The organism is Nonomuraea ceibae (assembly GCF_019396325.1).
In the GTDB taxonomy this organism is placed as follows: domain Bacteria; phylum Actinomycetota; class Actinomycetes; order Streptosporangiales; family Streptosporangiaceae; genus Nonomuraea; species Nonomuraea ceibae.
The window spans coordinates 1-21,846 of the sequence record NZ_JAHKRO010000135.1; the positions used below are offsets into that span (position 1 = coordinate 1).

General features: G+C 73.9%; 21 protein-coding genes. 12 read left to right on the forward strand and 9 right to left on the reverse strand.

Going from position 1 to position 21,846, the window contains the following annotated elements; all coding sequences use genetic code 11:
- Window positions 1-50: 50 nt before the first annotated feature.
- Window positions 51-884 (reverse strand): proteasome subunit alpha, encoded by an 834-nt coding sequence (gene prcA, locus KME80_RS43325; RefSeq protein WP_219517426.1) that lies wholly within the window; start codon window positions 882-884, stop codon window positions 51-53.
- 21 nt (window positions 885-905) lie between these two features.
- Window positions 906-1,754 carry a proteasome subunit beta gene (prcB, locus tag KME80_RS43330; RefSeq protein WP_219517427.1) on the reverse strand — a complete coding sequence of 283 codons (849 nt, stop codon included), beginning with the start codon at window positions 1,752-1,754 and terminating at the stop codon, window positions 906-908.
- A gap of 195 nt (window positions 1,755-1,949) precedes the next feature.
- On the opposite strand from prcB, the gene KME80_RS43335 reads away from it, so the two are divergent.
- Together KME80_RS43335 and KME80_RS43340 are read left to right on the forward strand one after the other, a co-directional pair.
- The gene (locus KME80_RS43335) at window positions 1,950-3,314 is read left to right on the forward strand and encodes an extracellular solute-binding protein (RefSeq protein ID WP_219517428.1); all 1,365 of its coding nucleotides are present in this window, start codon (window positions 1,950-1,952) and stop codon (window positions 3,312-3,314) included.
- Window positions 3,315-3,415: 101 nt separating this feature from the next.
- Entirely contained in the window at window positions 3,416-4,468 is a 1,053-nt protein-coding gene (locus KME80_RS43340) for a DNA polymerase IV (RefSeq protein WP_219517429.1), read from the forward strand.
- 92 nt (window positions 4,469-4,560) lie between these two features.
- Here KME80_RS43340 and KME80_RS43345 read toward each other — a convergent pair whose 3' ends face one another.
- The gene (locus KME80_RS43345) at window positions 4,561-4,770 is read right to left on the reverse strand and encodes a ubiquitin-like protein Pup (protein WP_049570363.1); all 210 of its coding nucleotides are present in this window, start codon (window positions 4,768-4,770) and stop codon (window positions 4,561-4,563) included.
- Window positions 4,771-4,919: 149 nt separating this feature from the next.
- On the opposite strand from KME80_RS43345, the gene KME80_RS43350 reads away from it, so the two are divergent.
- Window positions 4,920-5,324, forward strand: a complete 405-nt coding sequence (locus KME80_RS43350) for a hypothetical protein (RefSeq protein ID WP_219517430.1) — start codon at window positions 4,920-4,922, stop codon at window positions 5,322-5,324.
- 11 nt (window positions 5,325-5,335) lie between these two features.
- On the opposite strand, the gene KME80_RS43355 is transcribed toward KME80_RS43350, so the two are convergent.
- Both KME80_RS43355 and KME80_RS53025 read right to left on the reverse strand, forming a co-directional pair.
- Window positions 5,336-5,575, reverse strand: a complete 240-nt coding sequence (locus KME80_RS43355; protein WP_219517431.1) for a LuxR C-terminal-related transcriptional regulator — start codon at window positions 5,573-5,575, stop codon at window positions 5,336-5,338.
- A gap of 127 nt (window positions 5,576-5,702) precedes the next feature.
- Window positions 5,703-7,574: a BTAD domain-containing putative transcriptional regulator gene (locus KME80_RS53025; protein WP_219517432.1), complete on the reverse strand. Its 1,872-nt coding sequence runs from the start codon at window positions 7,572-7,574 to the stop codon at window positions 5,703-5,705.
- Window positions 7,575-7,827: 253 nt separating this feature from the next.
- Here KME80_RS53025 and KME80_RS43365 point away from each other — a divergent pair, with 253 nt between their 5' ends.
- From KME80_RS43365 to KME80_RS53030, 7 genes are all read left to right on the forward strand, one after another.
- Window positions 7,828-8,769 (forward strand): ABC transporter ATP-binding protein, encoded by a 942-nt coding sequence (locus KME80_RS43365; RefSeq protein ID WP_219517433.1) that lies wholly within the window; start codon window positions 7,828-7,830, stop codon window positions 8,767-8,769.
- 5 nt (window positions 8,770-8,774) lie between these two features.
- A complete protein-coding gene (locus KME80_RS43370) occupies window positions 8,775-9,587 on the forward strand; it encodes an ABC transporter permease (RefSeq protein WP_219517434.1) in 813 nt (270 codons plus the stop codon).
- Window positions 9,588-9,609: 22 nt separating this feature from the next.
- Window positions 9,610-10,743 (forward strand): YcaO-like family protein, encoded by a 1,134-nt coding sequence (locus KME80_RS43375; RefSeq protein ID WP_219517435.1) that lies wholly within the window; start codon window positions 9,610-9,612, stop codon window positions 10,741-10,743.
- On the forward strand, window positions 10,743-12,104 hold the full coding sequence (locus KME80_RS43380; RefSeq protein ID WP_219517436.1) for a TfuA-like protein: 1,362 nt from the start codon (window positions 10,743-10,745) through the stop codon (window positions 12,102-12,104). Before KME80_RS43375 ends, KME80_RS43380 begins: the two co-directional genes overlap by 1 nt.
- Window positions 12,101-13,324: a cytochrome P450 family protein gene (locus KME80_RS43385; protein ID WP_219517437.1), complete on the forward strand. Its 1,224-nt coding sequence runs from the start codon at window positions 12,101-12,103 to the stop codon at window positions 13,322-13,324. Before KME80_RS43380 ends, KME80_RS43385 begins: the two co-directional genes overlap by 4 nt.
- Entirely contained in the window at window positions 13,321-14,346 is a 1,026-nt protein-coding gene (locus KME80_RS43390) for a methyltransferase (protein WP_219517438.1), read from the forward strand. Before KME80_RS43385 ends, KME80_RS43390 begins: the two co-directional genes overlap by 4 nt.
- A gap of 167 nt (window positions 14,347-14,513) precedes the next feature.
- A complete protein-coding gene (locus tag KME80_RS53030; protein WP_219517439.1) occupies window positions 14,514-15,221 on the forward strand; it encodes a response regulator transcription factor in 708 nt (235 codons plus the stop codon).
- Here KME80_RS53030 and KME80_RS43400 read toward each other — a convergent pair.
- From KME80_RS43400 to KME80_RS43415, 4 genes are all read right to left on the reverse strand, one after another.
- A complete protein-coding gene (locus KME80_RS43400; RefSeq protein ID WP_219517440.1) occupies window positions 15,181-16,569 on the reverse strand; it encodes an NAD(P)/FAD-dependent oxidoreductase in 1,389 nt (462 codons plus the stop codon). The genes KME80_RS53030 and KME80_RS43400 overlap by 41 nt on opposite strands.
- Window positions 16,566-16,850 (reverse strand): PqqD family protein, encoded by a 285-nt coding sequence (locus KME80_RS43405; RefSeq protein WP_219517442.1) that lies wholly within the window; start codon window positions 16,848-16,850, stop codon window positions 16,566-16,568. Before KME80_RS43405 ends, KME80_RS43400 begins: the two co-directional genes overlap by 4 nt.
- Before the next feature lie 12 nt (window positions 16,851-16,862).
- Window positions 16,863-18,308: a StsB family radical SAM/SPASM domain sactipeptide maturase gene (stsB, locus tag KME80_RS43410; protein WP_219517444.1), complete on the reverse strand. Its 1,446-nt coding sequence runs from the start codon at window positions 18,306-18,308 to the stop codon at window positions 16,863-16,865.
- Between the two features lie 94 nt (window positions 18,309-18,402).
- Window positions 18,403-18,672, reverse strand: a complete 270-nt coding sequence (locus KME80_RS43415; protein ID WP_219517446.1) for a StsA-related sactipeptide RiPP — start codon at window positions 18,670-18,672, stop codon at window positions 18,403-18,405.
- A gap of 213 nt (window positions 18,673-18,885) precedes the next feature.
- Here KME80_RS43415 and KME80_RS43420 point away from each other — a divergent pair, with 213 nt between their 5' ends.
- Together KME80_RS43420 and KME80_RS43425 are read left to right on the forward strand one after the other, a co-directional pair.
- Complete coding sequence (locus KME80_RS43420) at window positions 18,886-19,086, forward strand: aroma-sacti cluster domain-containing protein (RefSeq protein WP_219517448.1); 201 nt, start codon at window positions 18,886-18,888, stop codon at window positions 19,084-19,086.
- Window positions 19,083-21,846: AAA family ATPase (locus KME80_RS43425; RefSeq protein ID WP_219517450.1), on the forward strand; the 2,764-nt coding region annotated here is incomplete at its 3' end. The genes KME80_RS43420 and KME80_RS43425, both read left to right, overlap by 4 nt.

A 21,846-nucleotide genomic window follows, 5' to 3' on the forward strand; every position in this document is an offset into this window, starting at 1 on the left:
GTTCGGCCGGAATGATGTGAGACAGATCACATCATTCCGGCCGGATGAGGTCAGAGCGGCGAGGAGCCGTCGTCGACGTCGCCGTCAGGGCCGGTGGGCGGCGGCTTCTCGCCGGAGGCCGCGTCACCGGAGGGCGCGTCGCCGGGGCCGGTCGCCGGGGCGGCGGGGGCCTCGGGGGCTGCGGGAGTCTCCGGAGCGGCCGACGCGGCGGACATCAGGCGCTCCAGCCGCTGCCCGGTCAGGCGCAGGAACTTGCGGTGCTCGCGGTTGCGGTCGAGCACCGCCACCTCGAGCTGGCCGATCGGCGGGCGCTCGCCGCCCGGCTCGGTCAGCGCCGTCAGCGCCACCTCCAGCGCCTCCGACAGCGTCATGGCCTCGCGGTAACGCTCCTTGAGCCGCGTCGCGACCGCCTCGGCCTGGCCGCCCATGGCCGCGAAGCCGTGCTCGTCGAAGACCGAGCCGTCGAACGTCAGCCGGTAGATGGCGTCGCCGTCGGGGCTGTCGCCGACCTCGGCGACCACGACCTCCACCTCCAGCGACTTGATCGACTCGGTGAAGATGCGGCCCAGGTTGGAGGCGTAGAGGTTGGCCAGGCCGCGGCCGGTCACGTCGGAGCGGTCGTAGGTGTAGCCGTTGATGTCGGCGTAGCGGATGCCGCCGAGCCGCAGCTCCTCGAACTCGTTGTAGCGGCCGACGGCGGCGAACCCGATGCGGTCGTAGATCTCGCTGATCTTGTGCAGCGCCCGCGACGGGTTGGGCGCCACGAACAGGATGCCGTCGACGTACTGGAGCACGACGACGGAGCGGCCCCGCGCGATCCCCTTGCGCGCGTAGTCCGCCTTGTCCCGCATGATCTGCTCAGGGGACGCATATCCGAAAGGCATGGACACGTGGGGTGATCCTTTCTAGCGCAGCGGGGCGATGGGGCCGTCGGGCGAGATCAGGCGGGCTTCGAGCATCTGCTCGACGTAACCGGACACCTGCTGGTCGGTCAGCCGCCGGAACCCGTCGGCGTCGATCACCGACACGATCGGCCAGATCTTCCGCGTGACGTCGGGACCGCCGGTCGCCGAGTCGTCGTCGGCCGCGTCGTAGAGCGCCTGGATCAGCGTCATCACCATGTCGTCGGCCGAGGCGCCGTCGCGGTAGAGCTTCTTCAGCGAGCCCCGCGCGAAGATCGAGCCCGACCCGATGGCGTCGAAGCGGTCACGCTCGTAGGGGCCGCCCGCCACGTCGTAGCTGAAGATCCGCCCGGCGTCGCGCGCCGGGTCGTAGGCGGCGAACAACGGCACCACCACCAGCCCCTGCATGGCCATGCCCAGGTTGCCGCGGATCATCGCGGCCAGCCGGTTGGCCTTGCCGGCCACCGACAGCGTGCGGCCTTCCAGCTTCTCGTAGTGCTCCAGCTCCACGCGGTAGAGGCGGGCCATCTCGATGCCGGTGCTGGCGGTGCCGGCGATGCCCATGCACGAGTAGTCGTCGGTCCGGAACACCTTCTCCACGTCACGCTGCGAGATGACGTTGCCGGACGTCGCGCGCCGGTCACCGGCCATCACCACGCCTCCGGCGAAGGTGGCGGCGACGATCGTGGTCGCGTGCGGAACCTGGTCACCGATCGGCGTGGCCAGAACCTCATCCCGGTGCGGCAGCAGAGCGGGCGCGTAGGTGCCGACGAACTCGGTGAACGAAGAGCTCCCGGTGTTGTCGAAAAGGCGGTTCGTCAAGCCGGCGGGCAGATCCCTGTGCGATGCCACGCGACTCCCTCCCAAATCATGGCCCAATGAGCATGGCCCAAAATCATGGTCCTAGGCCGACCCTACTGTTGTTGCGTCGTTGTCTGCACTTCCCACGATCAGCTCACGGCGAACCGTTCACCAGATCGTTTCTTTACGCGTCCTGACGCCCGTGCGATCGTCGGTATGTCCGCACGTCCCGGACGGGAGGCCGACATGCGATTCCCCAGCCGACCTGCGACGATCGCGGCCATCGCGGCCCTGGCGCTCGGCTCGTGCGGGACCGGGGAGCCCGCGGGCGGCGGCACCGTCACCCTCACCATCGCGGCCAACGCCATCTCCGGAGGCAAGAACTCCGAGACCGCCGACTGGATCAAAGGCTGGGTCATCCCCGAGTTCGAGCGGACGCATCCCGAGGTCAAGGTGCTCTTCCGGCCCAGCGGCGTCGACGACGAGCAGTACAAGACCAAGCTCGCGCTCGACCTCAAGGCCAAGGGCGGGGCCGACGTCATCGACCTCGACGGCATCTGGGTCGGCGAGTTCGCCCAGGCCGGCTACGTCAGGCCGCTGGCCGAGGTCGGCGGCCCGGGCGTCGAGTCGTGGGAGGGCTGGTCGCGGATCCCGCAGGCGGTGCAGGGGCTCGGCATCTTCGACGGCAGGAAGTACGGCCTGCCGCAGGGCACCGACGGCCGCGTCCTGTTCTACAACAAGGCGCTGTTCAGGAAGGCCGGGCTGCCCGAGGAGTGGAGCCCGGCGAGCTGGCAGGACATCATCGACGCGGGCGTGAAGCTGAAGGCGTCCGGCGTGCCCGTCCCGATCCAGATCAACGCGGGCACGGCGATGGGCGAGGCCACCACCATGCAGGGCGTGCTTCCGCTGCTCGCGGGGGCCGGGGCGGAGATCTACAGCCAGGACAAGTGGACCGGCGCCTCCCGGGCGCTGAAGGACGTGCTCGGCTTCTACCAGCGCGTCTACGGCGGCGGCCTCGGCGACCCCAGGCTCCAGCAGGAGGCCAAGGGCCGCGACAAGTCGTTCACCGCCTTCGCCAGGGGCGAGATCGCCATCCTGGCCGAGGGCGACTACTTCTGGCGCTCGGTCATCGAGCCCACCGCCGGGGTCGCCCCGATGAAGGACCGCGACCAGGTCGTCGGCTACACCCGCATCCCGGCCAGGGAGCCGGGCGCGGGCATCCGGGGGCAGGACCACGCGAGCATGTCCGGCGGGGCCGTGCGGGTGCTCAACCCGTTCTCCGCGAACCCGCGCCTGGCCTGGGAGCTGCTGGCCTTCATGCACTCGGCCGAGGCCACCAAGGCGCAGGCGGCCGGTCAGGCGCGCATCAGCTCGCGCACCGACGTCAACGACGAGGTGCTGGCCGACGACCCGATGCTGCGTTACGTCGCCGAGGAGGTGCTGCCGATCACCGCCTACCGGCCCGGCCTGGCCGTCTACCCGCAGGTGTCGGCGCTGCTCCAGGAGGCCACGGCGGCGGTGGTCGCCGGGAGGAGCGTCGAGGAGGCCGCCGCCGGCTACGAGGCGAAGCTGGCGGAACTGGTCGGCGGCGCGGCCCGCGTCGCCCACTGACACGGCGACGCGAGGAGCCCGGCGCCGCACGCCTGACCAGGCGATACCGGATGCCCCTGACCAGGCGATATTGATACGCCTGACCAGGCGATACTGGATCCATGAGGGACTGGATCCTGCACCTCGACCTCGACCAGTTCATCGCGGCCGTCGAGTTGCAGCGCCACCCCGAGCTCCGGGGCAGGCCGGTCGTCGTCGGCGGCGACGGCGACCCGACCCGCCCGCGCACGGTCGCCGCGACCGCCACCTACGAGGCCCGCGAGCACGGCGTCCACTCCGGCATGCCGCTACGCACCGCGCTGCGCCGCTGCCCCGAGGCCGTCTTCCTGCCCAGCGACCCGCCCGCCTACGAGGCGGCCAGCGCCCGCGTCATGGCCGTGCTGCGCGACTTCCCCGTCGCCGTGGAGGTGTGGGGCTGGGACGAGGCGTTCCTCGGCGCCCGCACCGGCGACCCGGAGGCCCTGGCCACCGCCATCAGGCTGGCCGTGCGCGAGCGGACCGGGCTCGACTGCTCGATCGGCATCGGCGACAACAAACACCAGGCCAAGCTCGCGTCGGCGTTCGCCAAACCGGCCGGGGTGCACCGCCTCACCAGTGAGCTCTGGGAGGAGACCATGCACCACCGCCCCACCGACGCGCTGTGGGGCATCGGGGCGCGTACCGCCAGGAAGCTCGCCGCCCTCGGCATCCGCACGGTCGCCGAGCTCGCCGCCGCAGACCCGGCGGAGCTGGCCGCCAGGTTCGGGCCGACGAACGGGCCGTGGCTGCGTTACCTCGCGCTCGGCAAGGGCGAGGCGGAGGTCGTCACCACCCCGTGGGTCGCCCGCGGCCACAGCCGCGAGACCACCTTCCCCCGCGACCTCACCGACGAGAGCGCCATCGCCGACGTGGTCCGCGCTCTCACCGCCCAGGTCGCCGCCGACGCCCGCGAGGCCGGCCGCACGATCACCCGCGTCACCGTCAAGGTGCGCTTCGCCCCGTTCGTCACCAGGACCCGCCAGACCACGCTGGCCGCACCGGCCACCGACGACGCCGCGCTCACCGAAGCCGCCCTCGCCGCGCTCGGGCGCTTCGACCTCACCCGTCCCATCCGCCTCGTCGGGGTCGCCGCCGACTACGCGATGCCGGCCGGCCAGAAGGCCCCGCGCCGGTGAGCGGGCCGGTGGCCGGAGCGGGCGCGCTCCGGCCACCGGCCCGCAGGGACCGTCTCCCCTCTGCTTCCGCGCAGTCTGCGGGCCGCGACGCCTTACTCGCCGCCCTTCTGCACGTAAGACCGGACGAATTCCTCCGCGTTCTCCTCGAGCACCTCGTCGATCTCGTCGAGGATGGAGTCGACGTCGTCGGTGAGCTTCTCCTGCCGCTCCTGGACGTCGGGTGCCGCCGTCGCCTCGGTCTCCTCGACCTCGGACTCGCGCCGGCCGGTCTGCTTCTGCCCACCGGTGTCCTTGCTCGCCATGTCCTACCTCCACGTCGGGGGACTGCCTCTAGCCATATCTTCCCCGAACCGGGCCACAATGCGCGCTCTTCCCCCCGCGATCTTGCGGACTTGACTGGATAGCGACACTATCCAATAGTGGGAGAGAGACGAGCACCACGGAGGTTCCGATGTCCCCAGCGTCACTGAGCACGGCAGGCGTGCTCCTCATCACGGTTCCGACCATCGCCTTCGGCGGCGTGTCGCTGCTGAGCTTCCTCATGCGCGGCGTCCCCGGATACCTGGACAACCCGGTCCGCCGCGGCCTGTGGCGCGCCGGCCACGCGCACGCCGGCGTCCTGGTGCTGTTCAGCCTGGTGGCGATGCTGTACGTGGACCAGGCCGACCTGTCCGACGGCTGGAAGACGCTGGTGCGGGTGTCGATCGTGGCCGCGCCGATCCTGATGCCGCTCGGCTTCTTCCTGTCGGTGGCGCGCCCCTCCGACACCAGGCCCAACCGGCTGATCGCCCTGACGTTCGCGGGCGGCGCGTCACTCGCCGTGGGGACGCTGACCCTCGGCGTCGGCCTGGTATGAGCCCGGGCGCCTCAGGCGGTGCCGGGAGGCCAGATCCCCACGTCCAGGAGCCGGTGGGCGTAGGAGTAGGCGACGAGCTGGCTGCGGTTGCTGCAGGCGAACCGGTCGAGGAGCTTGCCGATCCGCTCCGCCACGGTGTAGCGGCTGAGGTTCATCTCCCGCGCGATCCTCGCCGTCGTGTACCCCTTGGCCAGCATGACGATCAGTCCGGTGTCGCGGTCGTTGAGCAGGTCGCCGGAAGCGAGGTCCATTGGCCGTCCCAGTTCGAATCACCTTGACCGGAGACTTTCCCCGGCGGAAAGCACCCGTGAAAGCACGCTAGAAGAAGGCGCTTAAGCATCGGTATGGCGTGAGCATGCGGCCGCTTATCAGCACAGGTCACCAGCGGCCCCCGGCAGCCGGCCGGCGCGGGCCCGCGCCCTGGAGGATGTCCTCGTAGACCTCCTTCAGCACCGGGCTCGGATCGATCCCGAGATCGGCGGCCAGATGCCGGCGGACGGTCTCGAACTGGGCCAGCGCCTCCGGGGCCCGCCCGCAGCCCGCCAGCGCCCGCATCCGGGCCGCGACCAGCCGCTCGCGCGCCGGGAAGAACGGCACCAGCTCGTCGAGCCGGTTCAGCACCTCGACGTGGCCGCCGCGGTCGAGTTCGAGCTCCGCCCAGTCCTCGTTGATCGTGAGGTGGAGCTCGGTGAGCCTGGCCACCACGTCGTCGAGCAGCGCGACGCCGGTGAACTCCTCCAGCGGCCGGCCCCGCCACAGCCGGATGGCGTCGTCGAGCAGCTCCGAGGCCGCGTCGGCGGCGCCCCTGCGGCGCATCTCCCGGCCCGCCCCGGCCAGCTGGCGGAACCTCAGCAGGTCGAGCTCGCCCGCCGCCGCGTCCAGCCGGTACCCCCAGCCCTGGTGGGAGATCCGGTCGCCGATCCTGCGCCGCAGCATCGAGACGTACACCTGGAGGTTCTTGCGCGCCGTGGGGGGCGGCCGGTCGCCCCACAGCGCGTCCAGCAGGTGGCCGGTGGGGACCACGTGGTTGGGGTGCGACAGCAGGATCGCGGCCAGCAGCCGGGCCTTGCGGGCGCTGATGTGCGCGATCGCGCCGTCGACGCGCACCTCCAGCGGGCCCAGCACGCGGGCGTCCAGCGCGGGCCGCGCCTCCTGGCTCCCGCCCTCACGCCCGCCGTCGCGTCCGGCGCGGGCGGTGCCGAGGGCGAGGAACCCGGCCAGGTCGATCGGCGGCGGGCTCTGGCCGGCCGACTGGCGGTGCAGCGCCCGCACCATCGACAGCGCGGCGATGGTGACGTCGTCGACGCCCGCCTTCGTCTCGAACCACCGCCAGTCACCGTCGGGGTTGACCTCCAGGAAGACCGGCCCGTCGGCCGTCAGCAGGAAGTCGAACGCGCCGTAGCGCAGCCCCCAGTGCCCGGCGAGCCGGTGCACCGCCCCGGCCACCGCCTCGGGCGTGGCCGCCGGGGTGACCGTGACCGACTCCGGGTCGCACCAGATCGCCTCCGGAGACGGTTTGCCGACGCGGAACGACTGGATCTCCCCGTCGAGGTAGTAGACGCGCAGCTCGGCGACGTGCTCGACGTACTCCTGGACGATCATCGGCGCGTCGCGCCGGTCCAGCCGGCCCGCCTCGGCGGCCTCGACGATCTCGGGGAAGACGCCGTGCAGCGTGCCCGGCTCCGCCTCGACGAAGTGCTGGTCGAGGGCCTTGACGACGACCCGGCCGCCCGGCAGCTCGGCGACGGCCGCGCCGGGGTCGGTGGTGACGATCGTGCGCGGCGTGCGGACTCCCAGGCGGGCGGCGTCGTCGAGCTGGACCAGCCGCCCCGGGTCGGCGCCCGCGGGCAGCCGGACGGCCGAGCGCGCCGACAGCTGGCGGACGAGCGCGTACCAGGAGTCGGCCCTGAACACCGAGGCCGGCGAGCCGTTCGCGCCCGGGATGGCGCGCGGCGAGAAGTGCCGCACCCAGGTGACGGTGGGCCTGATGCGGCGGCCGTCGAGCGTGGGGGCGCCGTCGTCCAGGCGCGCGGTGACGCCCAGGCCCGCCAGCGACCCGGCGTCGACGCGGACGCTGGGCACGCCGAGCGTGCGCAGGCCGCGCTGGAGCACGGTGAACTCCGGCAGCCCGGCGCGGCCGACGAGGACCACGCACGGCAGGACGGCCGCGCTGTCGGCGCCCTCCGGAAGCTGCCACGACGCGCCGGTCCGGCCGCGCGGCATGCGGAGGGTGTAGGGGTCGCCGCTCACCGGCGTCCTCCCGCCGCCCGGCTCGGGAACGGTCCGCTTCGGCCCGGCCACAGGTCATGCCGGGCGTGGCCGGCGAACGCGTTCATGAGGCGATGGTCATCTCGCGGCGGTGGGCGCACAACGGCCGCCTCTGCCGATCGGCAGAGGGGGAGGCTGCCAATCCGTTAGCCCACGTTTGTGGGGTTGTGCCATGCGCTGATCACAGGCCCATACTCGACCTGCAACGACATCTCCAGCGGACAGAGGGTGGGCCGTGCCGGGCGACGTGGTGACTGCGGCAGGACTGACCAAACGCTACAGACGCGCCGAGCGGCCCGCGGTCGACGGCGTCTCGTTCGAGATCGACCGCGGCGAGACCATCGGGCTCCTGGGACCCAACGGCGCCGGCAAGACGACACTGATCAAGATGATCTGCGGGGTGACGGCCCCGACCTCGGGCGAGGTGCGGGTGTTCGACGCCGACCCGGTGCGCCAGCCGGTCGCCGCCAAGAGCGGCATCGGGGCGATGCACCAGTCCGGGCCGTTCGACATGATGCTGCCCGCGCTCGACAACCTGCGCATCGCCGCCCGCTTCCGGGGGCTGCGCTGGCGGCAGGTGCGCCCGTGGGCGCTGGAGCTGGCCGAGTTCCTCAACCTGACCGAGGCGCTGCAGCGGTTCGCCTTCCAGCTCTCGGGCGGGCAGCGGCAGCGGCTCCAGCTCGTCCGGGCGCTGCTCACGATCCCCCGGCTGCTCATCCTGGACGAGCCGTCGGCGGGGCTGGACGTGGCGGGGCGGCGCGACATCGAGCGCTTCGTGACCTGGCTGCGGGAGGAGCACGGCGTGACCGTGCTGTGGACCAGCCACCACATCGACGAGCTGGAGCGCAACGCCCAGCGCGTCCTGGTGATCAACCGGGGCAAGGTGGTGCGCTTCGCCAAGCCGCGCGAGCTGGTGGAGGAGTTCGGCACCACCCACCTGGTGGTGTCGGTCGACGACCCGGAGGCAGGCCGGATCGTGGCCGGGTGGGCGAACGCCGCCCGGCTGACGGCCACCGCCGAGGAGTCCGAGGTCCGCATCCACGGCGCCAAGGTGCAGGAGGTACTGCCGGAGCTGTCGCGCTACTGCCACGACCACGGCGTGGCGATCACCGGCGTCTCCACCGTCGCGGACTCGCTGGAGCAGGTCTTCCTCCGCATGACCGAGAACGAGGGATGAGGCGCATGGCGGCCAAGCTGACGTTCGTCAACACTCCCCCGACCGGCATCCCGAAGGCGGCCGAGCTGTCGGCGGTGCTCTACCGCGAGTACGCGCTGCTGGCCCGCAACCGGGTCTACCTGATCATGGGCCTGGCCCCGATGCTGATCTACCTGCTGCTGGTCAACACGTCGCTGAGCAACCTCATGCAGGTCGTCGTGTACGAGGGCGTCGAGGTGCCGTTCGCGGTGTTCCTGCTGCCGATGACGCTGGCGATGGCGGTGGTCAGCGCGGCCGGGACGTCCGGCATGGCGCTGTTCCAGGAGGAGATGAGCGGGGTGTCGACCCAGCTGTGGTCCTACCCGCTGCGCCGCTCCCGCTTCCTCGTCGGCAAGGTGATCGCCGGGGTGTCGCTGGTGCTGCTCCAGGCCCTGCTGGCGCTCGGCCTCGCGGTCGTCGTCTTCGACCTGCCGTTCGGCGTCGAGGCGTGGGCGGGGCTGCTGGCGGCGCTGGCGATGTCCGCGGTGGCCTTCAACGGGCTCTACCTGGCGGCGGCCATCCTCATCACCGACTACCAGGCGTTCATGCTGCTGTCGAACATCTCGATCCCGGTGCTCATCTTCAGCGCCCCGTCGCTCTACACCGTCGACAGCATGCCCACGGTGCTGCAGTGGGTGGCGGCGGTCAACCCGCTCACGTACGGGATCAACGGGATGCGCGACGCGGCCGTGTTCGGGTTCGCCGAGGTGTGGCAGGACCTGCTCGTCCTGGCGGTCCTGGCGGTCGTCAGCTACACGGTCGGCGGGCGCGCGCTGCTCAACCGCGCCCGCAACATCTGATCTGGCACTCAGGCAGGGGACGATGCGCACAGACGACTCCGACCAGGTGAAGCTCCGGCTGCCCGGCACCGACCGGGCCCGCGACCCGGCCGCCACGTACGCGATGGCGCGGCGCGCGGCCCGGCTCGTCGGGATCACCCGGGTCGCGGACATCACCAGGCTCGACATCATCGGCATCCCGACGTTCCAGGCGATCCGCCCGGCCTCCAGGACGCTCGCGGTGTCCCAGGGCAAGGGCGTCACGCCGGAGCTGGCCCGGGTGTCGGCGATGATGGAGGGCATCGAGCTGTGGCACGCCGAGCAGCCGATGACGCCGGTCCTCCAGGCGCCGCCGCGCGAGGTGGCCGACCGGCTGCCCTACGACGTGCGCGCCCTGCCCGCCGCGCCCGCCTCGCTCCTGCACGACGGGCTGCCGGTCGACTGGGTCACGGCCACGTCGCTGGCCGACGGCTCGCGCGCGCTGGTGCCCCGGGAGTGCGTCGAGTTCTCGCTCGTGCGCAGGACCGGCTGGACCGCTCCCGCGTTCCTGTCCTCGACCAACGGCCTGGCCAGCGGCAACACCGTGACCGAGGCCGTGCTGCACGCCCTGTACGAGGTGATCGAGCGTGACGCCGTCACCGCGGCGCTCGCCTCAGGCGGCAGGGGCGCGCTCGCCGACCCGGCCACGCTCGGATCGCCGGTCGTCGACGGCCTGTGCGAGGCCATGGCCCGCGCCCGCGTCGCCCTGGAGGTCAGGTCCGTGCCGTCGCCGACCGGGCTGCCGTGCTTCCTCGCGCGGATCACCTGCGACGACTACCCGCCGGCGTTCATGGGGTTCGGCTGCCATCTCAGCTCCGAGATCGCGCTGACCAGGGCGATCACCGAGGCGGCGCAGGCCAGGCTCGGCTACGTGTCGGGCGCGCGGGACGACCTGCTGCCCGGCACACACGACGCCGCGCTCGGACGCGGGCCGCTCCCCCGGCCCGCCGGCGGAGCCGCGATCCGGGGGCAGACGGCGCACGAGAGCCTGCTCGACGACCTGCGCGAGGTGGTCAAGCGGGCCGCCGAGGCGTTCTCCTGCGTCCCGCTCGTCGCCGACCTGACCCGGGAGGAGATCGGCGTCCCCGTGGTCAGGGTGGTGGCTCCCGGCAGCCGCATCACACCGGAGGTGCTGTAGTGAGCCCGTCCAGGACGCTGGTCTACGCCGGGCCGACGATCTCCCCCGAGGAGGTCCTCGCCGCGGCCCCGCACGCCGAGGTCCGCCCGCCGGTGGCGCGCGGCGACCTGCACCGGGAGGAGTGGCGCCGGGGCGACACCGCCGTGCTCATCGACGGCTACTACCGCGAGCGGCTGTCGGTGGGGCACAAGGAGATCCTCTGGCTGCTCGACGCGGGCGTGCGGGTCGTCGGCGCGGCGAGCATGGGCGCGCTGCGGGCCGCCGAGCTGGGCCCGTTCGGCATGACGGGCGTCGGCGAGGTCCACGGCATGTACGCCTCGGGGGAGGTCGACGGCGACGACGAGGTGGCGGTGCTGCACGGGCCCGCCGAGCGCGGCTACCCGCCCGTCACGGTGGCGCTGGTCAACCTGCGCCACGGCTGCCGGGAGGGGGCCCGTACCGGGCTCGTCCCGGCGGAGGCGGGCGAGCGGATCGTCGCGGCCGCCAAGGCCAGGCCGTTCACGCACCGCTCCTGGGAGGAGCTGGAGCGGGCGGTCGGCCCGGGCGACCGGGAGGCGCTGGGCACGCTCCGGCGCAAGATCGCCGGCGGCGAGTGGGACGTCAAACGGCTGGACGCGCTGGCGGCGCTGCGCCGGCCCGCCGAGCCGCCCGCCGAGCCGCCCGCCGAGCCGCCCGCCGAGCCGACGGTCCGCTGGGCGGCCGAGTCTGCGCTGACGGGCGTCACCCACTACGAGGCGCTGGCCTGGCGGTCGCGGCGGGAGTACGCGCCCGGCAGGTGGATGACGGACCTCGACGTGCTGAGCGCGGCCCGCCTGTACGCCGACGACTACCCGGACGTGCACGAGGAGGTGCTGACCGGCCTGCTCGCGGGCTTCGCCGCCGAGCGGGGGCTCACGACCGGCGCGTACGCGCGGGCACGGCTCGGCGGCGCCACGAGCGAGGGAGAGAACGGCGGCGGCGAGGGCCCGCTGCCCGGCAACCTGGCCTCCTGGCTGACCGAGGCCGAGCGCGACACGCTGAGCGCCGAGGAACGGCTCACGCTGGTGATGGTGCGGGTGTGGCCCGTCTGGCAGTCGGAGGACTGGCGGCCCGCCGTGCTGGAGCGGATCCGGCGCTCGCCGCGCTGGCCGGAGTGGTGCGACCTGGTCGCCCGCGCCGACGACGCCGCCGAGCGCACCCGCGGCAAGCTGGCCGTGCCCGCCCCCGCGATCGCCGGGACCGTCTTCTCCCGCCGCTGGAACCGGCCGGGCACCGGCGCCCGGATCGAGCTGGCCCGGCGCGGCTTCCTCGACATGGAGGACCTGGGCGTGGCTGCCAGGAGGTTCTTCGCGCTGGACGTACGCGGGGCCGGAGGGCGATGAGCGCGACCACGCCGGACCTGGAGGCCGACCCGTCCGCGCCCGAGCACCGCGCCGACCCGCACCCGCTGCTGCGCGACATGCGGGAGCGGGCCCCCGCCTGCCGCCGCCGGTGCCCGTCCACCGGGCGGGTGCTGTGGTACGTGACCCGGTACGCCGACGTGCAGCGCGTGCTCCTCGACCCCGCCCTGGGGCGCCAGCTCGACCGGCTGCCGCCCGAGGCCGCCGCGTTCCACCGCCGCTTCGAGCACGACCCGCTGGCGATGGTGCGGCGCAACGTGTTCAACCTCGACCCGCCCGACCACACGCGGCTGCGGCGGCTGATCGCGCCCGCGTTCGGCCCCCGTACCGTGACGGCGCTGGAGCGGCGCGTCCACGCCGTGGTCGGCGAGCTGATCGGCGCGATGGCGGCGGGCGGCCCCGAGGCCGACGTGATCGAGGCGCTGGCGCTGCCGCTGCCGCTGCGCGTCGTCGCCGAGCTGATCGGCTTCCCGCTCGACGACCTGGACCGGCTGCGCGGGTGGAGCGACGACATGCTGCGCAGCCGCGACGTGACGCGGGTGCGCCGCGCCGGGGTCGCGTTCGTCGCCTACGCGAGCGCGAAGCTCGCCGAGCGGCGCGCGCGGCCGGGCGACGACCTGCTGTCGCGGCTGGCCACCTCGCCCGAGCTGAGCCGCGCCGAGCTGGTCTCCAGCGTGTTCCAGCTGCTGCTGGCGGGCGACGAGACGACGGTCAACCTCATCGGCAACGCCGTGCTCGAACTCCTGCGCCACCCCGGCCAGCTCCGGCAGCTGCGGGAGCGGCCCGAGCTGATCGACTCCGCCGTGGAGGAGGCGCTGCGCTACAACGGCCCCGTCGGGCACTCCCGGCCGCTGTACGCGCTGACCGGCACCGAGATCGGCGGCGTGCCCGTCGCGTGCGGCGACGTCGTCGTGCCGGTGCTGCTGGCCGCCAACCGGGACCCGGCGGTGTTCGACAGGCCCGACACGTTCGACATCGGCCGCACCCCGAACCGGCACCTCGGCTTCGGCCACGGCAGCCACTTCTGCCTCGGCGCGACGCTGGCCAGGATCCAGGCGCGGGCCGCCGTCGGCGCGCTGGTGCGCCGCTTCCCCGGCCTCACGCTGGCGGCCGACCCGGCCCGCCTGGAATGGACGCCGGAGCTGTTCCTGCACGGCGTGCGCCGCCTGCCCGTACTGCTGAAGGAAGGAGCCGGCGCGTGACGGACGAGTGGGCGGACTACGCGTACCTGTCGCGGACGGCGTTCGGCTACGCCGGCTCGCAGATCCTCTACAGCGCCGTCCGGCTGGGCCTGCCGGACGCCCTGGCCGACGGCCCGCTGCCGGTCGAGAAGCTGGCGGGCGCCGTGGGAGCCGACCCGGCGGCGCTGAGGCGGCTGGCGCGGGCGCTGGTGGTGCTCGGCGTGCTCCGCGAGACGGCGCCGGGGCAGCTCGCGCTGGCCGAGCTCGGCCGGCCGCTGTGCGCCGGCCATCCCCGGTCGATGCGCTCCAGCGTGCTGCTGTTCGGCGACCCGGCCGTCTGGAGCGCCTGGGGCGCGCTCAGCGACAGCGTGCTGACCGGCGAGCCGGCCTTCGACCGGGTGCACGGCCGGCCGCTGTTCGACCACCTCGCCGGCGACGCCGGGCTGTCGCGGATCTTCAACACGGCGATGCGCGAGGGCACCGGGCACCTGGCCGCCGAGGTGCCCCGCGCCGTCGGCTGCGGCGGCGCCCGCGTGGTCGTCGACGTCGGCGGCGGGGACGGCACGCTGCTGGCGGCGGTCCTCGCGGCCGTGCCGGGCGCGCGCGGCGTCCTGTACGACACCGCCGAGGGCGGGGCGGGGGCCGCGGAGACCTTCCGGCGGGCGGGGGTCGCGGATCGGTGCGCGGTCGAGGCCGGCGACTTCTTCGCGCGCGTGCCCGGCGGCGACCTCCTGCTGCTCAAGGGCATCCTGCACGACTGGGACGACCGGCGCTGCGCCACGCTGCTGCGCCGCTGCCGCGAGGCGATCGACCCGGGCGGGCGGCTGCTGGTGGTCGAGCCGGTGCTGCCCGGGCGGCTGGACGCGCCGGACGCGGCCGGGGCCGTCATGAGCGACATCGCGATGCTCGTCTACACCGGCGGTCGGGAGCGCGACCGGGCCGGGTTCGAGGAGCTGCTGGCCGGGGCCGGGTTCGCGCTGGAGGGCGTGAGCGCGCCGCTCGGCGGCACCGCGATCCGGGTGCTGTCCGCCGCACCGGTCTGAGCCCGCGAGCCGTCCGACTGGCCGGGTCACGGGGAGTCATGAGTACTTCCCACTGGCGGGCGCCCGCCTTGAGTAATCCCGCTGCTCTGGCGGTCCGGCCCGGCGCGGAGCATAGTGTGCCGGTCGAGCAGGCGCGCCCGAACTCGGAATGGTCAGGTGGCACACCGGTGGACGTGAGGCAGGCGGGCGAGACGGCGCCCGCGCTGCGGGTCGTCGTGGGCGAGCCCGACCGGGCGGTGCGCGCCAGGCTCAGGAGCGTGCTGCACGTGGGCAACGGCATCCGCGTCCTGGGCGAGAGCGGCGACCCCGACCGGCTGTGCGAGCAGGCGGCCCGCTTCCAGCCCCGGGTGGCGGTGGTGAACGCGGCGCTGCGCCAGCCCGACGGCCAGGAGTCGGCGCTGGCCATGGCCGCCCAGGCGAGGAAGCGGACCCGGGTGGTGGTGGTCTCGGACGTGCTGGACGAGCAGCTCCTCGGGCGGGCGCTGCGCGGCGGCGCGGGCGGGTTCGTGCACCGCGAGTCGCTGCTGGAGGAGATCGTGCCCGCGATCCGGCTGGTCGCCGCCGGGCACACGTTCATCTCCAGCTCGATGGTCACCCGGCTGCGCGACCGCATCTCCGCCGTCATCCCGCGAGCCGACCGGCGGCCGGCGGCGCTGACCCGCCGCGAGGCCGAGGTGCTGGCCCTCGTCGCGGCCGGCCTGTCGAACGCGGGCATCGCGGGCCGGCTCGGCATCGGCACTGGAACGGTCCGCTCGCACCTGGCGCGCATCCTGGCCAAGCTGTCGGCGGCCAACCGGGCGCACGCGGTGGGCATCGCCTACGAGTCGGGGGTCATCACCGGCGAATCGGTTCACCGCCTGCTCGGGCGTGGGTAGCACACCAGGCGTGCAGGGCCGGGTGCTGGGCGACGGCCTCCTCCGTGGTGAGCAGTGGCTCCGGCTCGCCGGTCAGGGCCCGCGCCACCGCCGCGCCGTCCTGGGCGGGCGGCGGGAGGAGCGCCTGGGCGCGGAAGAACCCGGCGGCCAGCTCGGGGCTGCTCAGCAGGGCCCGCGACCTGCGGGCGAGGATCTCCCGCTGGAACGCGCTCGCCTCCCGCGCCCCGTCGTCGCGTGGCCGGTCCTGGGCGAGCGCGAGCCGCCAGGACGTCTCCGCCTGCGCCGCCACGGCGCTCTGCACCGCCGGGAAGGCGTCCGGGTCGGCGCCGTGGCGGGCCAGCTCGGCCGCCAGCCGCAGCGCGCCCAGCGCGGCGACCGACATGCCGTGCGAGTGGACGGGGTTGAGCGCGCACACCGCGTCGCCGATCGCGAGGAAGCCGCCGGGCAGCGCGGCCCGCTCGAAGAACCTCCTGCGGTTGGCGGTGTCGCGGTACGGGCGGACGCCGCCCAGCGGGGTGGCGGCCGCCATGAGGTCGGCGACGAGCGGGTCGCGCAGCGCGCGGGCGAAGGCGGTGAAGCCCCCCTCGTCCACCGGCGGCTCGCCGCCCCGGGTGCCGGTGAGGGTGACGATCCAGCGGCCGTCCTCGACCGGGAACAGGGTCGCGCCCTGGCCGGGCCGTCCCGGCGCCGGGCGCGGGTGCAGCATGACGGCGGGCATGCCTTCGGCCAGCCCGTCCGGGGCCCGGTAGTGGCGGGTGGAGTACGCCAGCCCGGAGGAGACCGTGACCTCCTCGACGGCCGGCGCGCCGATCGCCCGGAGCCAGCCGGGCGCCTTCGACCTGCGGCCCGTCGCGTCCACGACGAGCGCGGCGGTGATCGTCCGCGTCCCGCCGCCCGCGGTCTCGACGACGGCGCCGGTGACGCGCCGCCGGTCGCCCGCCAGGCCGAGCGCCCGCGTGCCGGTCAGGACGGTGACGCCGGGCAGCGCCCGCTGGCGCACCACCTGGTCGAGCAGCCCGCGCCCGCACGACAGGAGGCAGGCGCCGGTGTCGAGCCGCCGGAACCAGCCCTGCGCGGCGAGCACCAGGGCGTCGCCGGGCAGGCCGCGCCGCTGCGCGCCGCGCGCCAGCAGCTCCGCCACCGTGCCGGGCAGCAGCTCGTCCAGCGCCCGGGCGCCGCCGCTCACCAGCACGTGGCTGTGCCGTGACTGCGGCAGCCCGCGCCTCGGCAGCGGGCCGGGCGGGTAGTGGTCGCCCTCGACCAGCAGCACCTCGCCGGCGTGCCGGGCGAGCACGGCGGCGGCCAGCACACCGGCCAGGCCGCCGCCGAGGACGAGCGCCCGCGTCATGAAAGCGCCGGGCGCTCTTCGATCAGCCCCTGCTCGATCATGGTGCCGAGGAACGCCTGCACGTCCTTCACGATGCGGACGCTCACGGCGACGCTGCCTCCGGAGAACTGCTGGGACAGCTCCGAGACGATCGCCTCGCGTTCACCCTTGTCGGCGACGAGCGTCCAGATCCGCGAAGCCGTCTCGTTCAAGCTGTGGAAGTCCCCGGACTCGGTGTGGTACAGCGAGATGCCTCCGGCGGTCTCCTGCCATATCACAGCGTCGCTGATCTGGAGTGACACACTCCACCTCCTCTAAACGGGCGTGATGGGAAGCAGTTCGCCGACGCGGACGGCGCCGGGCGAGGGTCGTACGTAGGTCTTCCAGTCGTCGAAGACCGGGTGCACGGCGTCGCTCGCCACCAGGCGCGGCGTCGTCATCTCGGGGTCGCGGGCCAGCTCGGCCGGCTTGATCCCCGACTCCAGCCACAGCTGGGTGGCGATGCCGTGCCGCAGGATCCGGCACTGGTGGCGGCTGTTGCGCCGCAGGTCGCCCGATTCGGACATGTGGGCGGCCCGGCAGCCTCCGCCGCAGGACGCCTTGATGTAGCACTTCTCGCAGTCGGCGTGGTAGTCGCCGCCGTACACCGAGCTCGTCCGCATGTCGTACAGCAGCGGGGCGCCGAAGATCTCCGACAGCGACTGGCGGCGCACGTTGCCCGCCAGGTGGCCCGGTTCGGTGACGAGCTTGCACGGGTAGACGTCGCCCAGCGAGTTGATGTAGATCTCGTTGCCGCCCATCCCGCAGTTGCCGCGCACGGCGCACCGCTGGAGCGGCTTGGGCCCGTCCGGCAGGAGCCGTCCGGCCGCGGGCGAGGTCCAGGTGATGCGCTGGATGCGCAGGTGGTCCTCCCACCCGAACTCGAACTCGTCGTCGACGCCCCGGCCCAGGTTGTTGTGGTACATCAGCCGGATGTCGCGGACCTCGATGCCCTCCATGAAGGTGGCGAAGTCCTCGAGCTGGTCGACGTTGTCGGAGGTGACCAGGTGGTTGATGAGGGGCACCACGCCGGCGTCGTTGAGCATCCGCAGCGCCCGGTGGGTCTTGTCGAACGAGCCCGCGCCCCGGGTGCGGTCGTGCGTCTCGGCCGTGGCGCCGTCGACGCTCACCGTGACGGTGCCGAACAGGTCCGCGAAGCGCCGGGCGATCTCCGGGGTCCGGATCATCGTGGCGTTCGTGATGATGTTCGAGGTCAGGCCGCTGTCGTTGGCGTGCTGGACGATCTGGAACAGGTCCTTGCGCAGCATCGGCTCGCCACCGGTGAAGATCATGGTGGAGGCGCCGAACTCGGCCACCTGGGTGACCAGCGCCAGCGACTCCTCGGTGGTGAGCTCGCCCGGCAGGCACTTCTCCGAGGAGGCGTAGCAGTACGGGCAGCGCAGGTTGCAGCCGTCGGTGATGGCGTAGTAGACCTGGCTGAGCCGCGGCTCCGACATCGTGACCCGAGGCCGGTTCCCGTTGTAGTAGACGATCCAGCTCAGGATGAGCTTGGCGAGGAGCCGGTCGGTCTCCTCGGTCTCCTCCAGCCGTCCGCCCGGACGGGCCAGGGCCCGCAGGACGCCGAACTCCCGCGCGTCCAGGACGCACCGGCCACCCGACAGCGGATTGATGACCAGGTAGTCCCCATCGTGCACGAAGTAGGTCAGGTCTTCCGGTACGTCGAACAGCGAGTGGTTCCGGGCCAGCTTCCCAGACATCATTCCCCTTCACGCTCTCAGCGGCAGGTGCGGCCCCGGGCCAGGCCCGCGGCCTGCGGCCCGGAGCCGCGTACGCGACAGCCGGAGTCGGCCGCGCCTAGTTCGCCACGGCCCCGGACCCGGAGCCGGACCAGGCCCCGCACATGCACTTGGCGTCGGCCTCGATCGAGTGGACCTCGACCTCCGGCCTGGCCCACTGCTCGCCCGACAGAACCTCGGGCAGCGTGGCCGGGATCTTGTCCTTGAGCGAGATGAGCAGGTCGGTTTCTTCCTTGGTCAAGGTGGCGAACGCCTCCTCGACCTCAGCGGCGATCGGGTCGTTGATGATCCCGGCCTCGCGCAGAGCTTCCTTCGGATCGAAGGCCATGCCCTCACCTCTCCGTGTTGGTGATGCGTTGCAGGTCGAGTATGAGCCGGTCACGAGAGGGTGGCACAACCCCACAAACGTGGGCTCTACCGGCGGTGACCTGGACCGGCGAGACCCCACGATCGTGGGGTTCCCGATCTCTTGCGATCGGCGGTGTCCCGTTTCAGCCTGGGTGTCAGGGCGCGGTCGTTCGGCGGACGAGGGGAAGAGCTGATGAGCGGTACCGGATCGGGTGTGTTCGACGCGCTCTCGCTCCTGCGGGCGGCCGGCCATCCCATCGACCTGCTCGACGAGCGGCAGCGGCGGGTGTTCGCCGAGCTCACCGAGCCGGAGGTCGCGCTGCTGAACTCGATCAAGAAGCGTCTGGACGAGGTCGCCGGCGAGGTCGAAGGACAGGAGCTCAAGCTCGTATGAGCGCACGGGGGCCGCGGCCTGCGCGCCGCAACGTCGTGGTCCTGTTCATCGACATGGTCGGGTCGACGGAGCTGGCCGAGCGCCTGGACCCGGAGCTGCTCATGCGGGTCCTGGACCGCTACTACGCCGCCTGCCGGGCGCGGATCACCGAGCACGGCGGCGTCGTGGAGAAGTACATCGGTGACGCGATCATGGCGGTGTTCGGCGTGCCGGTGAGCCGGGAGGACGACGCGCTGCGGGCGGTGCTGGCGGCGCGCGACTCGATGGCCGAGGTGCACCGGCTGGGCGCCGAGCTGAGCGCCGAGCTGGGCACGGGTGCGGGTTCGGTGGCCGCCGCGCGGGAGGGGGTGCGGCTGGACGCGCACTGCGGGGTCGCGTTCGGCGAGGTGATGGTGGCCGACGGCGCGGGGCCGGGCGTGCGGGTGATCGGCGACCCGGTCAACACGGCGGCCCGTCTGCAGTCGGCCGCGGCGCCCGGGGAGATCCTCGTCGGGGACGACGTCGCCCACCTGGTACGGCGGCACGCCCTGCTGGAGGAGGTTCCGCCGCTCAGCCTCAAGGGCAAGCGGGAGCCGGTGCGCGCCTGGCGGCTGGCCGGGGTGGAGCCCGACCGGGACGAGCCGGAGCCCGGCGCGGTGCCGCTGGCCGGCCGGGCCGAGGAGCTGCGCGGGCTCACGCTGCTGCACGAACGCGTGCTGGCCGACCGGCGGTGCGGCATGGCGACCGTGCTCGGCGCGCCCGGCATCGGCAAGTCGCGGCTGGTCAGGGAGTTCCTGGACCGGCTGCCCGACGGCGTGAGCGTGCTGACCGGCCGGTGCCCCTCCTACGGCATCGGCGCCACCTACCGGCCGATCGCGGAGATGCTGGAGGCGCTGAACGGCGGCTGGCCGGCCGTCGCCGCGATGCTCGGCCCGCAGAGCGCGCGGGTGCTGCGCGGGCTGGCGGGCACCGGGGAGCCCGGCGAGCTCGACACCGCCGGGGTGGCGGAGATCGCGCGGGCGGTGCGGTCGCTGTTCGAGGTGCTGGCCCGGCGCGGCCCGCTCGTGGTGGTGCTGGACAACCTGCAGTGGGCCGAGCCGACGCTGCTCGACCTGATCGAGGACTGCGCGGCGTGGCTGGCCCGGGTGCCGGTCCTGCTCGTCTGCGTGGCCCGGCCGGAGCTGTGCCGGACGCGGCCCGCGTGGGGGGCGGGCGTGGTGCGCGCCCTGTCGCTGGAGCTCGGCCCGCTGGGCCGGCCGGACATGGCCCGGCTCGTCGCCGAGCTCGCCGCCCTGCGCGCCGGCCGCGCCGAGGTGGTCGCCCACGACACGGCGGTCGCCGTACATGACGACGTCCTCGACCGGGTGACGTACGGCTCGGACGGCAACCCGCTGTTCGCCGAGCTGATGCTGGAGACGCTGGCCGAGGGCGGCTCCTCGCTGCCGCCCACCATCCAGGCACTGCTCGGCGCCCGGCTGGACCGGCTGGACGAGGCCGACCGCGACGTGCTGGAACGGGCCGCGACCATCGGCCAGGCGTTCACCGAGGAGCTGGTGGCGGAGCTGCTCGGCACCGGGCCCGACGCGGTGCGGGCGTCGCTGCGGCGGCTGCGCGACGACCGGCTGATCCGGCCCGGCGCGCTCCCGGGCGCGTACGAGTTCACGCAGACGCTCACCCGGGAGACCGTCTACGCGCTGACCAGCAAGCACGCGCGGGCGGACTGGCACCGGAAGCTGGCCGTCCGGGCGGGCGGCCACACGGGCGGCCACACGGGCGGCATCCCGGAGGACGCGCCCTTCCCCGGCCCCGGCCAGGCGGACGTCAGCCTGCACCTGCTGGCCGCCTGCCGGCTCACCCGCGAGGTGCGGCCGGGCGACCCGCTGCTGCCCGAGCTGACCGACCGGGCCGCCGCCTCGCTCATCAGGGACGGCTCCCGGGCGCTGCGCCGCAAGGACCTGCCGGCGGCGATCGCGCTGCTGGAACGCGGCCGGGAGATGCTGCCGCCGGGCCGGGACGAGCACCGGTCGCTGGCCGTCCGCATCAGCGACGCCCGGCTGGCCAGGGGCGAGGGCGACCGGGCCGCCGAGGCGCTGGACCGCGCCGGGGAGCTCGCTCCCGACGACCCGCGCACCGCGCTCACCTGCGCGATCCAGCGCGAGATCCTCGCCCTGCGCGCCGGGGCCCGCGGGCCCCGGCTGCCGCCGCTGCGCGAACGGCTGGCGCTCGACCCCGGCGACGAGCTGAGCTGGTGCCGCTTCCACCAGCTCGAAGCCCTGGCCCGCATCGAGGAGGGCCGGTTCGGCGCGGCGGACCGGGCGCTGCGCGACGGGCTCGGCCGGGCGCGGGCGATGGGTGACACGTACGAGGAGGACCGGCTGCTGGGCGGGCTGTGCGAGCTGGTGCAGTGGTCGCCGGCGCCGGTCCCGGAGGGGCTGGCGCTCTGCGCCGGCCTGCTGGACCGCTTCGCCGGCGACCGCGCCCTGCTGGTCCCGGTGCTCGCCACCCGGGCGCGGCTGCTCGCGCTCGCCGGCGAGCTGGAGGCCGCCCGCGAGGCGCTCGACACGGCCGACCGGCACGCCGCCGACCTGCACCTGGGGCTGCCCGCGCTCGCGGTGGCGCAGGTGCGGGGGCTGGCCGAGTCGCTGGCCGGCGACCACGAGAGCGCCGGGGACCGGTTCCGGCGGGCCGCCGCCGCGCTGCGCGCCGCCGGTCACGGGGCGCCCGCCGCCACCCTGGAGGTCTACGCGGCGCGCGAGGCCCTGCGGGCGGGGGACGCTGATC